This is a genomic window from Psychrobacter sp. (genome assembly GCF_030454045.1).
Taxonomy (GTDB): Bacteria; Pseudomonadota; Gammaproteobacteria; order Pseudomonadales; family Moraxellaceae; genus Psychrobacter.
Genome location: NZ_JAKDJE010000075.1, coordinates 1 through 13837, shown reverse-complemented (window position 1 = coordinate 13837; position 13837 = coordinate 1). Strand labels below are relative to the sequence as shown.

Genomic DNA, 13837 nt, shown 5'->3' with positions numbered 1-13837 from the left:
TGCTTCGGCTGTCACCCTTCTTTTATTACTCCAGCATACTTTTTGATACACCACCGAAAAATGATATCAATAACATGGGTGCTTCTGATATGGTTATGTCCACTCATCAAGACGGTCAGACAACGCAAACGGCACCTTGGCTATCAGCTGAGCTGGCGGCGAATATAGAGTCAGATGCCGCGCTACGAGCGTTATTAGAACCTGTCCATCGTTGGCTCAATACGCTGTCTGTGCGTAATCACTCGCCGCATACGCTGACCGCTTATTTTGCTGGCTTAAACCAACTGGCACTGTTCTTACGCGGTAAGCGTCTGACGTGGACGCGTTGTGATAAGCGCCAATTGGCTCAGCATATCAGTCAGCGTCTCGATGAAGACAAGCTTGCGCTTGCTAGCGTTCAGCAAGAGCTGTCAGCGATTCGGCATTTTTATGGCTGGCTGATCGAAGAGGAACTAGCTCGCATCAACCCAACCACTGGCTATCAGCTCAAGCGTAGCCCCAGACCCTTGCCGTCTATTGCTGATGTGGATTTGTTGACGCAACTGTTGGATCAAGAGACCCCTGATACACCAGAGCAGGCCCGCTTGTGGCTACGTGATAAGGCCATGTTTGAGCTACTCTATAGTAGTGGTCTACGTGTCGGCGAGCTGGTCGCACTTGATATAGCAGATGTGGACTTGTCGGATTTGCGGGTGCGAGTCACAGGTAAAGGCAATAAAACTCGTCTAGTGCCATTAGGCACAAAAGCAGCAGAAGCGATTAAACGCTATTTGCCGCACCGTCATCTGTGGGTAGAGCAGATGGATAGTGCGTTATTTATCAGTGAAAAACTCGGTACGAGATTGTCAACGCGGGCAGTGCAGCAGCGCCTAAAAGTTGCGGCTACTCGCGCAGGTATCGCTCAAAACTTGTATCCCCATCTACTGCGTCATTGCTTTGCCTCACACATGCTGTCAGGTAGTGGTGACTTGCGTGCCGTGCAGGAGATGTTAGGACATAGCGATATCAGTACCACGCAAATTTACACCCACGTTGATTTTGCCAAATTAACACAAGTCTATGATCGCGCCCATCCACGAGCCACCCACACTCAAAATGATGAAAATCCTACCTAATTGAGTAATCTACGGTTTAAGCAATCTATGTTACTTTTTAAGTTATGCCAAACGATGACAATCAAAAATAGGTAATTTCTGTCGTCCTTGTGCTTGCGCTTGTCTATCCAGCGATCCCACCACGATGGCGTAGCCTGTATCGGTATCAGATGCCGTCGCCAGAATCGGCTCGCTGCTATCATGGCTCGCAATGATACTGCCGTCAAAAGCGGTGATGGCTGTATGTCCCCACGTCTGGCGCGTATTGCCATCTTTATATGCATGATCGCCGCCCTGTGCTGCCCCGATCACCATGCACTGACTGTCCAAAGCACGTGCCTGTAGCAACAGTGACCAATGCGCCTGTCCCGTTAGATAGGTAAAGGCAGAGGGGGCACTCAGTATCTCAGCGCCTGCTTGACGTAAGCGCTGCGCTAGTGCTGGAAAGCGCAAGTCAAAACACACCATCATCCCTAACTGATACACAGAGCCTTCTGACTCAAGAGGCGCAACCACGGTCTGCGTGCCAGGCTCAAATGTCGCCGCTTCATTGTAGCTGCCTTGCTTATCAGCCACAGTCGCGGTAAACAGATGAATCTTATCGTAGCGCGCCACTCGCGTACCATCAGGTGCAAACAGCTGGCTGGCTTGACGCAGCCGACCGTCAGGGACGATCACACCATCAGGTCGATAAGGGCAGGGCAGTGAGCCTGCGAGTAGATAGACACCATGGGCGCGTGCATACTCTGCCAGGGTCGCTGATAGCGCGTCAAAACGCTCTGCAGTGGCAAACTGTTGACCCATGCTACAGCAGTTCTCAGGTATGACGATCAGCTTCGCGCCTTTTGCTTTGGCCTCGGCAATCGCTGCTTTTATGGTGGCTAGGTTATCCTCGATATCTTGTTGGCTGTTCATCTGAATGGCAGCTGTGCTAAATTGAGAGGGCATTGTTGTGTCAGTCATGACAATATTCTCCGCAACAGGTAAGTCTTGATGGCTGCTCATGACAATTTTTTATGACGCTTTTTATTATAAAATGTTGATGACGCTGAACAAACCATTCGTAGTTATCGGTTGGTTATTAAGGCAAACATGCTAAATTTGTATCACAAACATACCAATCGTATCTGGATAGGATATAAATTAACGTAGCAAAATTGTGATAAAAAATGCTATCGTCATGTCCTGTTAAAGTGACATCATCGCCTTAATTGGCAAAATAAATACAATATGACCAAGACTGGAGTGTAATAAGCCGCCCATGAGTATGTCGTTCGGATTGGCGAGCACGCTAAGTACCTCACAAAAACTGACCCCGCAAATGCAGCAGGCTATCAAACTGCTGCAGCTCTCAAGTCTTGAGCTTGCGCAAGAGGTTCAGGCCAAGCTTGACAGCAATCCGCTGCTTGAGCGCATCGAAGAAGATGAATATGAGGATGGTCGTGACGACCATGTGGATGATGTTAGTGAGTCATTGACACTGGATAGCTGGAACCAAAGCAGTGATTCTTCTAGTACTGGATCTGAGAGTCAGACCGACTATGGTAACGATAATACCGATAGCTTGGATAAATTACAGCAATCTCGTATCGATGATGGTGCGATGGATAGTGATGGTGGTTTTGAGACGGATAGCTTTGACGCCAGCAGTTTTGATACAGGTAACTATGCTTCTGCTTCCACAGGTTCTAGTAGCAGTAGAGCGGATGATGACTTTGATAGTTATCAAGGCGGTACTTCGTCCACGATTCAAGACCATGTGCGCTGGCAGCTGAATTTTAAGCGCCTATCAGAGACGGACACATTGATTGCAGAGTATTTGATGGACTCTATGGACGACATGGGATTCATACGAATCGATATCGATGAGTTGCTACAAAGCTTTGATACCATGGCCAACTTTTATCAGTGGGATGAGCGCGTTGAGTACGATGAGGTCATGGCGGTATTACGCATGATTCAATCTTGTGACCCGATTGGCGTTGGCGCGCGTCATTTGAGTGAGTGTCTGGCCATTCAGCTGGCAAAGCTAGATGCCAGTACCAAACATCTTGAAGAGGCAAAAGCGCTGCTAACAGCCGGCGAGCTTTTGGTGAGTAACAATATCAAAGCGCTGACTGAGCGAACGGGACTTGCTCCTGAAAAAATCACCCCTGCGCTTACTCTACTGCGTACTTTAAACCCATCGCCAGGGTTGTTGTTTCAAATCAATCAGCCTGATTATACCCAGCAGCCGGACAGTTACGATATCCCAGATGTGTTAGTGACCCCTATTAGGCATCGCAAATCGATGGACGATTCTAAAGCATCAGAGGAGGGATGGCATGTGCGCCTCAATCCCGATACTTTGCCGAAGCTACGAGTCAACCAAGAGTACGCCAATTTGGTCAAACGCGGTGATGACAGTCCTGATAATCAATATCTGCGTGAAAACCTTACTGATGCGCGCCTCTTTATCCGCAGTATTGAGGAGCGCAATCAAAACCTATTAAAGGTAGCCACTAGCATTGTGCGTTACCAGCAAGAGTTTTTGCAGCACGGTGCAACGGCCATGCAGCCCCTTATTTTAAAGGCGATTGCAGAAGAGGTAGACCTGCATGAGTCCACCGTCTCACGCCTCACGACCAGCAAAACCATCTTGACACCGCAAGGGCTATTTTCGCTAAAGCACTTCTTTTCATCCCATGTTAGCAGTTCGGATGGCGATATTTCATCCACCGCCATCAGTGCCATGATCAAAAAGCTCATCGCCGATGAAGATCCCAAAAAACCGCTATCGGATAGCCGTATTCAAAAAGAATTATTGGCAGATGGTATCGATATTGCCAGAAGAACCGTTGCTAAGTATCGTGAAGCGATGAACATAGGCTCATCCACGCAGCGCAAACAAAAATATTAATGAGATTGATCGGCTGTCTATAAGAACTAAGCGGTACTCTATCTATGACGCTATCTAGATATAAAAAATAAAATTTTTTGATTATATAGAAACATGATGGAAACAACAGCTATTGTTACACTTAATTACAATTTGATGTCTTGCTACTATCCGACTTTCATGACAAATTAGAGTCATACCAACAACGAAGTCTACAGGCTATCTCATAGTATTTATTCATAATTAATAAAGGAGACGATAAAAGGATACGTCGATATTTTACTAAAAGCATGAGAGCTGTTGTTGGTAAGGCAAGATGATAAAAGCAGAAATGCGACTTCATCTGTTGAATGTAAGTCACAAATACAAGGACAATAATATGAATGTTTCTATCAGTGGTCACCATATCAGCGTTACCGAAGCTATGGACACAGCAGTTCGTGAAAAGCTTGAAAAAGTAGAGCGACATTTTGATCAGATACAGAGTATTAAAGTGATATTATCGTTAGACAATAGCGGCGCAAGTGATGGCGGTAGAAAAAGCCATAAAGCTGAAGCAATCATGCGCGTCTCTGGTCAAGAAATGTTTGTCCAAGCCTTAGAAGATGATATGTATAAAGCCATTAATGAGATGGCAGACAAACTTGATAGACAAGTACGCAAGTACAAAACTCGTCAAGAGCGTAAAAAAACGCAGGGTGCTGGGCGTGAAGATCGCTATCAAGGCACCGCGCCTGCTGAAGCCGTACCAGCAGCTTAGTACGATATTTAATTGACATTGATTAGATGAATTAGATAATGAAGAGGATTATCAAAAATCTTTCAAGGTAAGCGAACAAATAAGAAATGAGATAAACAGCTGCCCTGCTAATCAATGATTGATAAAGGAAAAAAGACCTCAAACGTTTGATACGTTGAGGTCTTTTTTATGATATTGCTAAGAGTCCGCGTCTGACAAAAGCTTATCATAAAATACAGTATAAAAACTAGCCGCCACCGACCGCTTGTACCACCTCAATGTTCATGCCTTCTACAATACGTAATTGAGCCAGCTCACTCTTTGGTATCAGCTCGCCATTCACTTCGACCGCATAACGCCCTTGACTGAGTCCAAGCTCATTGACCACAAGCTGTACCGTCTGATGAGTGGTCTGTAAGTTTTTTCCATTCACACTAATCGTGCTCATACAAATTCTCCCTAAAATTCCCTCTACCAGTCGCTTCCTATGTGCTTTCAAGCTTAACATGCACTTTTGAGACATTTGCGACGCTCTATAATTTTGCTAATAGGTATTATTACCCTGTATCAAACCTGTTCAAGCTATGAATCGCGTAAGTTAGTTGATGGGCGCTTTGAGTCGAAATGTAGTCACGGCAAGCCATAGCCAACCTGCGATCATAAGCACCCCGCCGATAGGCGTGATCGCCCCAAACCAGCGCGGTGCCCCAAGCGTCATGGCGTATAGACTACCTGCAAAGATAATAATACCAATCTGTAATAGAAAAGCGGTGGTCTGAGTGGCATATCGCAGTCGTATCAATAAGCCAACCAGCAACAATCCAAGCGCATGCACAAATAAGTATAACGTCGCAGTATGCCACCATTCAAGTTGTTGCACATTTACGACGCCCTTCAAACCATGCGCACCAAATGCCCCCAAAGCGACAGCGATGGCCATATTAATCGCTGCAATACCAATCCAATTTAACATGACAACACTCGTCTTTTTTTGATGCTATTGAATATCATCAGGTAAGATGACGCTATCAATGGTCATGGCCTCACGGATTTTGTCCATCGCATTTTTTTCAATCTGACGGACACGCTCAGCTGAGATTGAATAAACTGCTGCCAGTTCGTGCAAGGTGGATTTTTGCTCAGAGAGCCAGCGCTGCTCGACGATATCACGTGAGCGATCGTCCAATGTTCCCATAGCCGCGATGAGGGCGGACGAGTTATTTTCTTCCCAGTCTTCTTCTTCTAGCTGCTCAGCTGGGTCAATGCCATCCTCCAAAAACAGCTGCGGTGCATAGCGACCGTCATCATCGTCGCTGGATTGCGCTTCAAATGAGGCGTCATAAGAGGTCAGACGCGACTCCATCTCGAGCACTTGCTTACGCGTGACATTCAAATCTTTGGCAATCGCGTCTGCTTCTTCTAGCGTGAGCTGATTGTTGGTTTTTTTTAGGCTGCGCAAGTTAAAGAACAATTTACGATGCGCTTTGGTGGTCGCAACTTTTACGATACGCCAGTTACGAATCACAAATTCGTGAATTTCAGCTTTGATCCAATGCACGGCAAAGGAAACCAAGCGCACGCCTTTATTAGGATCAAACCGTTTGACCGCCTTCATTAATCCCAAATTGCCTTCTTGAATTAAGTCGGCTTGAGGCAAACCATAACCTGAGTAACTGCGCGCAATATGAATGACAAAGCGCAGATGCGACATCACCAGCAGACGCGCTGCCTCAACATCGCCCTCATCATAATAGCGATGGGCCAATTCTTGCTCTTGTACAGGCGTTAAGATCGGAATTTGATGCACAGTATTGATGTAGGCGCCCAGATTAACCCCCGGCGCTGCCAAATGGGTTGGCATTGCTGGCACCAAATCGCGCGTACTGGTATTGCCTAATGTACTGGCATCATAAGGTGGGCGCTGAGCTGCGGCTTTTAGTGCCGCATCGCGTTCCTCATTTTTTATAGGAGCGGTGCTGTCTGTTTTATTGTCATTTGCAGCATCAGTAGAAGTAGTAGCCATATTCTTGACCTTGGTTAAATAGTTAAGCAAACAGTCAGATAAAAATCTCTATAGTTGTAATTGTAAAGGACAGCAGCGTTTAGTTGCTATCAGTTTTGGTAATGATGAAGTGATATATTGTAGCGAAACGCTGCAATGATGTGCTATTGCCTGACAAATCAGTAACTTCGTTGACGATTAACGCTAAGTAGTCGCTCGTTTGTGTTTGCTGACTCTGACGACAAAACGCTGTGATATCTGATTGTGAGTTTGGATCGGTTGCCACGACATACAGTGATTCACCAACGCAGACATCGCGTAGGGCGATCTTAGTCTTTAGGAGTGGCATAGGGCAGGCAAGACCGCGACCATCGACAAACCGTTTGATGGTTAATGACGGTGGCTCGTGCTCTAGAGTTGCTTTTGCATCACTATGCGAGTGATCCAACGCCACTGGTAATAACTCTAATAGGTGATTCACATCACGCACCTCAGCATCTGACAAGCCCGCTGATAAACAGAGAGATTGTGAGGCACGTTTGATGGGTGAGTGATTGACAGCGGACATAATACAAACCTTATAAGTGTGTCGGTATTTTTATAAAATGACTCTAGCAGTGATAGGTTAAATATATAAAACAGTCACTAAAAAATGCGTTGGTTCTCGAATGCTCCTATTATACCAATAGCCTGTGCACAGTGGCATTTGAATATAGTCAACGTAACATTCGGTTCACTAGAATCACACAGCCATGTTGCACAATAGTGACGGATGGCTGAGTGATTGGTAGCTAAGCATATAGCGCAATTGACCTTATACTAACAAGCTCGTATAGTCGAGACTCTGTCGTTAATATTCTGTCGTCAATACTTTAATAGGATGCACCCTTGTACCACGTTAATAGACCGTCGCGACTTGATAAAAACAACCCTCTTGCGAGCGTAAAATTATCGCAAAGCGTTTTACTGACAGTGTTTGGACCAAACCATCAATACGAATCCCGTCTATTATCTGGCTCAAGTTACATTAAGGTCGGGCTGTCAGTGATACTGCTTGCAATCGCTACCAGTGCTCACAGCGATGATAATAATGACTCAAAAGCGATACCCTTTGCTGATTATTCTTGGCAAACAAAAGAGTCGCAAACATTCGATGTACCCAGCCTACGCGGACAGGGACTGAGCTTTGATGAGCAATACCAAAACAAAATGCTGGGTGAATGGTCACTACAAAACATCAATGGCCGTGTCAAAATGGAGCACGATCCATGGGTGCAGCAGACCGTAAAAGACATGACGTGGCGACTCAATGCCCAAGTGCGTCAACAAGCGCCGCTTGGTTTGGTCATTCTTGATAATCCTAGTATCAATGCGTTTGCTGCCCCTGGCGGCGTCATCGGTATCAACACAGGGACGATCTTGGCAGCCAAGAGCATGGATGAGCTGGCAAGTGTCGTCGCACACGAAGTGGCGCATATCAGTCAGCGCCACTACGAACATGGTACAGACGAGCGCAAAAAAGCCTTGCTCATGCAAATCGGCGGTATGTTGGCGGCGATAGCTGCCTCGGCAGTCGATGGCGATGCGGCAGCAGCAGTGATGATGGGCTCGCAGACGGCGACTATGAATAGCAGTATGGCTTTTAGCCGTAATAATGAGCGAGAAGCTGACCGAGTAGGGATGCAAATCATGACCCAGGCAGGTTACGATCCGCGCGCCATGCCACGGTTTTTTGCCACGATGAATCAAAAAAGCCAGCTCAATCAGGTTCAAAATCGGTTTTTACCAAGCTTTGTACGCTCTCATCCACTCAGTGATGAGAGGCTAAGCGAATCATCCAGCCGCGCTCAGCAGTATCCCACTTTATCATTGAGTCAGCAGCAGCGACATCAAGCTTTGTTTGATATGCTCTATTGGCGCGTCCAAGTCACTGGAAAGCAGGCCTCTGAGGTGACATTGACTACTGCTGCCAAGAACAGTTTGGGCGCTAAGCTTGCCCTCATAAAGTGGTATGGGCAGCAGCAACGTACTAAAGATGCCAATGAGATATTGGCACAGATTAATAAACTGCCCAATACGCAGCGCCAAAGCCTAGAGCCTTTATTATCGATTACTCACAGCCAGCTCTTAAGTGACCAAGGCAGATGGCAACAAGCGGTAGATATTTTAGAGCGTCAGCAGCGTTTGTATCCTGAGCGCCGTGATATACGTCTATATCTAGCCGAAGCACTTACCAATAACAACCAGCCGATGCAGGCACAAGCGTTACTCAAGCCCTTAACAGAGCAGCAGCCAAGCGATCGCTATGCATGGCAAAGTTTGCAGCTCGCTAATGAGAAACTTGCCAAAACCGCAACGTCACCACAACTGGCTAATATTGCAACGATCAACGCATTGCGCTATCGCAGCTACGATCAGCTCTGGAATGGTCGCTATGAGAGTGCGTTGACATCACTGACGCAGGCCAAGCAATTGACTGAAAACCTGCAAGCCACAGCACAAAGCAATAGTGCGCGCCCATTGCTAGCCAATATCAATGCAGAAATCAAAGCAATAAAAACCGCCAAAGACTTTGAGCCTTAGGCGGCATGTTGAAATAGCTGGTTCGTTTGAATCCTGTCAAATAATAGCAATTTGTAGACAGCTGCTATTAAAAGACTAGCCTTGTAGGGCGTCTTTAACCATTTTAGAGATCAGGGCTGGATCAGCGCGACCCGCAGTCTTGCTTTTTAGCACACCCATCACGCTACCCATATCACGCATAGAGGTGGCACCTTGCTTGGCAATTTCAGCATTCACCAGTGCTATGATCTCATCATTGCTCATCTGCTGCGGCATGAACTCGTTGATAATATCAATTTCAAACTGCTCTTTGGCCGCCAAATCATCACGGCCATTTTCAGTAAAAATAGTGAGCGACTCTTGACGTTGCTTTAGCTGCTTTTGTAGTACTTCTAATACTTGTGCATCATCTAGTTCTGCCTGACGATCGATCTCGATCTGTTTGACGACTGATTGTACGTTGCGCAGTATTTTGACACGCTCAAGCTCACGAGCTTTCATGGAGACTTTGATGCTGTCTGACAGTGTTTGTTTGAGTTGGCTCACTGCTATTATCCTTATTCGTTTGTTAAATGCTATTTGTTGGGTACTGTTTAATAAGTTTTTTTGGGGTAAAACCTGCTGAGAGCGGGCTTTGATAAAAAATTGCGTCAACAGTAATAGCAAAAATTGTAGCATAAAAAACGCCACTGATATCGATAGATAACAGTGGCGTTAGTGTAGCGCTGGTACTTAACTAATCGGTGATTGATTAGTACATACGAGTGGTACGAATAGTTTCGCGTTGTAACTTCTTCTTATAACGTTTTACGGCAGCTGCTTTTTTGCGCTTACGTACTTGCGTTGGTTTTTCATAAAACTCACGCTTACGTACGTCTGATAATACACCAGCTTTTTCACAAGCGCGCTTGAAACGACGGATAGCGATATCAACTGGTTCGTTTTCTTTAACCTTAACTGCAGGCATGAAGACTCCTCGATTAGGATGAGATATAAGGGCATTAGTTTGGCTGTGTATTAGTATTTAGCCGTAATATCTCAAGATTACTGGCATCAGCTCAAACTAGGACAATTCTCACGCATTGGCGTAAGGGCAGGTATTTTAATAAAAAATATCAACAAAGTCAATGATTTTAACGGTTTATTGTCTATTCATACTTTGTTTAAAATGTATCTAGGCTAAGCTGTCAGGTTTTGGAGCGAGTTAGAGCACAAAGTTTAGTGTCAATAAAAAGTCCCTACGGTCTATAACGGTTTAGTGGGAGTTTATGCTATGATATTTCCCATATTATAGGGTCTGTTTGATATTCAAATATTAGGACTGCTGATTGCTAAAATGGTACCAAACTAGGCGAAAACCGACGATAATGTCGAGATCTTAGCTAGGCTTTCAACAACGTTTGGAGTAATTTTAGTATCAGCCTTTTAGGACAGTACTCTTTTTTACCACTATATGGCGAAATGGTTTAACTTAGAATGACTAGGCGTCAACCATTTCACTGCATATTGTCTAAAAAATAGTGACTGCCAGCGCCATATTTGAATATCAAACAGACCCTAGTAAGTTTATGAACCGTTTTGTGCGTATTTTATTGAGGATGTTGGAATGAAAAAAACAGTATTGAACACAGCGTTGAGCACCGCTTTCATTGTGGCTTTGAGTGCGGGTATGAGTGCTTGTAGCGGCGGAGAAGAGCACGAAGAAGTGTTGGCAATCGATATGGTAGATGAAGCGGCTGAGCTGGCACGCGCAAACGCCCCTGAAGCAGAAGACATGGAGTTTCCAGAGACTGCACCGATGCCAGCGGCGGATGCAACAGCTACAGATGGGACAGAAGCTGATGCTACTGCTGAAGCAGGTACGGCGGATACAAGCATGGCAGACGCGACAACCCCAGCCACAGAGAGTGCTGATACTGCGCCTACTGCCACTGACAGCGCCGATATGGCAACACCTGCTGAATAAGCTTTTAATTAGACTCGTAATATAATATTGTGAGTCTATGAACTGCTACAAAAAATTTGGCCACAGACGCAACAAATAAAGGTAAGGTCATGATCGATATACAGCAGCATATAAAAAGACTGAGCTTATCTGTTATCAGTCTGAGTGTGTTATTAGTATTGAGCGCTTGTAGTGGTGATAACGCGACTACGGAAGCGTCTAGCGCAGCCAACGAAACTGCTGCTACGAGTGTTGAAGAAACAGTTGCAACAGAATCTGAAACTACGGTGCCTGAGCCTATGGCTGAATCTGAGACTACCGACATGGTGGTTGAAGAAAAGACTGCTGTTGTCGCTGAGCCTGAAATGCTCGCTGCAGATGCTGGTGCTAAACTTTACGAGTCAAACTGTAAGGTTTGCCATACAGCGGGTTTATTGAATGCGCCGAAATATGGTGACACAGCCGCTTGGGCGACTCGTTTGACCAAAGATAAAGAAACGCTGTATATGCACTCTGCTAAGGGCTTTAATAAAATGCCAGCACAAGCGGTAAATGGTGTCAGTGAGGCACAAGTCAAAGCCGCTGTTGATTATATGCTCGCGTCAGTAAGCTGATATAGTATATATAGAGTATACCAGTCATTGAAATTTGTTAAACTGACCGTCATTGTGACTGACAATGGCGGTTTTTTTATGCGCGTTTTCTATTACTATCGATTTTAAAAATATGACTGGCTGTGCGAAGCGGATTTGATTCGCTATTCAAAATTTTAAAGCGATATACAATAAAAACGCGGCAAAAAATAGTCCGAAAACAAAAGCATAAAGGCAAAAGTATGAAGGTATTGGGTTTAGAGACGTCTTGTGATGAAACTGGGCTGGCGATCTTTGATAGCGAGCAGATCAATAATGACAATCAAGGGTTGGTCGGGCAAGTACTGTACTCACAGATTGAGCTACATGCGCTCTATGGCGGCGTTGTACCTGAGCTTGCCAGTCGTGATCATATTCGTAAGCTCGTGCCCTTACTCAACGAGCTGCTTGAGCAGTGTGATATGAAAAAAAGCGACATCGATGCGATTGCCTATACTAAAGGGCCAGGGCTGATTGGTGCGTTGATGACCGGCGCATTATTTGGCCGCAGTCTGGCGTATGGCTTGGATATTCCTGCCATTGGTATTCATCATATGGAAGGGCATTTGCTCGCGCCGCTTATGGGTGCCAATCCACCCGCTTTTCCTTTTGTTTCGCTGTTGGTCTCTGGTGGTCACACGTTACTTATAGCCGCTCATGGTGTGGGACAGTATGAAATCTTGGGTGAGTCGATCGATGACGCGGCGGGTGAGTGCTTTGATAAAGCGGCTAAGATGCTAGGCTTACCTTATCCCGGTGGGCCTAATGTTGCCAAACTGGCAGAAGCTGGCAATCCTGATGCTTATGCGCTGCCGCGGCCAATGCTGCATCGCGGGCTCGATTTCTCCTTTAGTGGTATGAAAACGGCAGTGCATAATCTGATTAAAGATACCCCGCAGTCTGGTGGCTCAGGCAATAGCGCTGATAGCGATCCGCAAGTACGCGCCGATATTGCCGCAAGCTTCCAACACGCGATGGTCGATACGCTAGTAAAAAAATGCGTCACAGCGCTTAAACAAGCGAATATGAGCCGCTTAGTGATTGCGGGTGGCGTCAGTGCCAACACACATCTGCGCGAGACGCTAGAGACGGAGCTAGCAAAAATCAATGCGACTGTACACTATGCACCGCCCGCACTGTGTACAGATAATGGCGCAATGATTGCTTATGCTGGATTTGAGCGCCTAAACGCTGGACAAACGGATGATCTGGCAGTGAGCTGTATCCCGCGTTGGCCGTTGACGGAGTTACCTGCGGTGTAAAGTTTAGCAGCCGTATAACGTTCAAAAGCCATACAAAGGAAGGATAATCTATGCAGTGGCTAGCAATCGGCTTAGGAGCAGCATTAGGCGCGTGTTTACGTGGCTATTTAGCGCGCTTTAATCCACTGCATCACTGGATACCGCTTGGTACGCTTGGCGCAAATGTCTTGGGCGGTCTGCTGATTGGCCTTGCGCTCGTCTGGTTTGAGCGCATGGGTAGCGATTTATCGCCAAATATCAGACTGTTTGTGATTACTGGGTTTTTGGGTGGACTGACGACGTTTAGTACCTTTAGCGCTGAGGTATTTACTTTTATTAGTGCGGGTAAATTGCTAGCCGGTTTGGGTTTAATTGGATTGCATGTGGGGTTGACTTTATTGGCTACCGCGCTTGGGTTTTATTTTTTTAAGTGCGTACTTTGAGCTTGTATCGATATCACCTGCTTAATGAGTGGTCTGATTTAAGTGGTTACCGAAATACAGTCTGTTTTAAATGGTCTGTTAATGAGTCTAGAGGGCATAATGACTGGTTCCGCTGGGGTATACTCATAATTTGAACTACCTTACAAAAAATAAAACATGAGAACACGCTACAGCTCTATTAACTTCTAATTCGTATAAGATATATCCAAATAAATATCGTTGTAGTTACTTGTTTACCTAGGATCTCTATACCCCACTCTCAACTTCGAAAGTGATTGAAAAAAGAAGAGCACCTCACTAA

At 45.7% G+C, this 13837-nt stretch carries 15 protein-coding genes; 8 read left to right on the top strand and 7 right to left on the bottom strand.

What is annotated here, in order from left to right; genetic code table 11:
• The first annotated feature begins 89 nt into the window (after positions 1-89).
• The gene (locus tag L0G63_RS11580; RefSeq protein WP_301450798.1) at positions 90-1115 is read left to right on the top strand and encodes a tyrosine recombinase XerC; all 1026 of its coding nucleotides are present in this window, start codon (positions 90-92) and stop codon (positions 1113-1115) included.
• A 42-nt stretch (positions 1116-1157) separates the two neighbouring features.
• Here L0G63_RS11580 and L0G63_RS11575 read toward each other — a convergent pair whose 3' ends face one another.
• Positions 1158-2057, bottom strand: a complete 900-nt coding sequence (locus L0G63_RS11575) for a nitrilase-related carbon-nitrogen hydrolase (protein WP_301450796.1) — start codon at positions 2055-2057, stop codon at positions 1158-1160.
• Positions 2058-2355: 298 nt separating this feature from the next.
• On the opposite strand from L0G63_RS11575, the gene L0G63_RS11570 reads away from it, so the two are divergent.
• Both L0G63_RS11570 and raiA read left to right on the top strand, forming a co-directional pair.
• Positions 2356-3993, top strand: coding sequence for an RNA polymerase factor sigma-54 (locus L0G63_RS11570; protein WP_301450795.1), 1638 nt, complete (start codon positions 2356-2358; stop codon positions 3991-3993).
• A gap of 358 nt (positions 3994-4351) precedes the next feature.
• Complete coding sequence (gene raiA / locus L0G63_RS11565; protein WP_301450794.1) at positions 4352-4732, top strand: ribosome-associated translation inhibitor RaiA; 381 nt, start codon at positions 4352-4354, stop codon at positions 4730-4732.
• A 226-nt stretch (positions 4733-4958) separates the two neighbouring features.
• Here raiA and thiS read toward each other — a convergent pair whose 3' ends face one another.
• The 4 genes from thiS to L0G63_RS11545 all read right to left on the bottom strand — a co-directional run bounded on the left by thiS (position 4959) and on the right by L0G63_RS11545 (position 7281).
• Complete coding sequence (gene thiS / locus L0G63_RS11560) at positions 4959-5159, bottom strand: sulfur carrier protein ThiS (protein ID WP_301450793.1); 201 nt, start codon at positions 5157-5159, stop codon at positions 4959-4961.
• A gap of 150 nt (positions 5160-5309) precedes the next feature.
• Positions 5310-5684, bottom strand: a complete 375-nt coding sequence (locus L0G63_RS11555; RefSeq protein WP_301450792.1) for a DUF423 domain-containing protein — start codon at positions 5682-5684, stop codon at positions 5310-5312.
• A 24-nt stretch (positions 5685-5708) separates the two neighbouring features.
• Positions 5709-6572, bottom strand: a complete 864-nt coding sequence (rpoH, locus tag L0G63_RS11550; protein WP_301450797.1) for an RNA polymerase sigma factor RpoH — start codon at positions 6570-6572, stop codon at positions 5709-5711.
• 241 nt (positions 6573-6813) lie between these two features.
• Positions 6814-7281 carry a sulfurtransferase TusA family protein gene (locus L0G63_RS11545; protein WP_301450791.1) on the bottom strand — a complete coding sequence of 156 codons (468 nt, stop codon included), beginning with the start codon at positions 7279-7281 and terminating at the stop codon, positions 6814-6816.
• 476 nt (positions 7282-7757) lie between these two features.
• Between L0G63_RS11545 and L0G63_RS11540 the strand changes: the two genes are divergently transcribed.
• Positions 7758-9296 carry a M48 family metalloprotease gene (locus L0G63_RS11540; RefSeq protein ID WP_301450790.1) on the top strand — a complete coding sequence of 513 codons (1539 nt, stop codon included), beginning with the start codon at positions 7758-7760 and terminating at the stop codon, positions 9294-9296.
• A 75-nt stretch (positions 9297-9371) separates the two neighbouring features.
• Here the strand turns inward: L0G63_RS11540 and L0G63_RS11535 are convergent, their stop codons facing one another.
• Positions 9372-9821, bottom strand: a complete 450-nt coding sequence (locus L0G63_RS11535) for a GatB/YqeY domain-containing protein (protein ID WP_301450789.1) — start codon at positions 9819-9821, stop codon at positions 9372-9374.
• A gap of 205 nt (positions 9822-10026) precedes the next feature.
• On the bottom strand, positions 10027-10242 hold the full coding sequence (gene rpsU, locus L0G63_RS11530; protein ID WP_010195908.1) for a 30S ribosomal protein S21: 216 nt from the start codon (positions 10240-10242) through the stop codon (positions 10027-10029).
• A 639-nt stretch (positions 10243-10881) separates the two neighbouring features.
• Between rpsU and L0G63_RS11525 the strand changes: the two genes are divergently transcribed.
• From L0G63_RS11525 to L0G63_RS11510, 4 genes are all read left to right on the top strand, one after another.
• Positions 10882-11241 (top strand): hypothetical protein, encoded by a 360-nt coding sequence (locus tag L0G63_RS11525; protein WP_301450788.1) that lies wholly within the window; start codon positions 10882-10884, stop codon positions 11239-11241.
• An 89-nt stretch (positions 11242-11330) separates the two neighbouring features.
• A complete protein-coding gene (locus tag L0G63_RS11520) occupies positions 11331-11834 on the top strand; it encodes a cytochrome c5 family protein (protein ID WP_301450787.1) in 504 nt (167 codons plus the stop codon).
• Between the two features lie 221 nt (positions 11835-12055).
• Positions 12056-13114 (top strand): tRNA (adenosine(37)-N6)-threonylcarbamoyltransferase complex transferase subunit TsaD, encoded by a 1059-nt coding sequence (gene tsaD, locus L0G63_RS11515; protein ID WP_301450786.1) that lies wholly within the window; start codon positions 12056-12058, stop codon positions 13112-13114.
• 50 nt (positions 13115-13164) lie between these two features.
• Positions 13165-13536, top strand: coding sequence for a CrcB family protein (locus tag L0G63_RS11510; protein ID WP_301450785.1), 372 nt, complete (start codon positions 13165-13167; stop codon positions 13534-13536).
• The last annotated feature ends 301 nt before the right edge of the window (positions 13537-13837 follow it).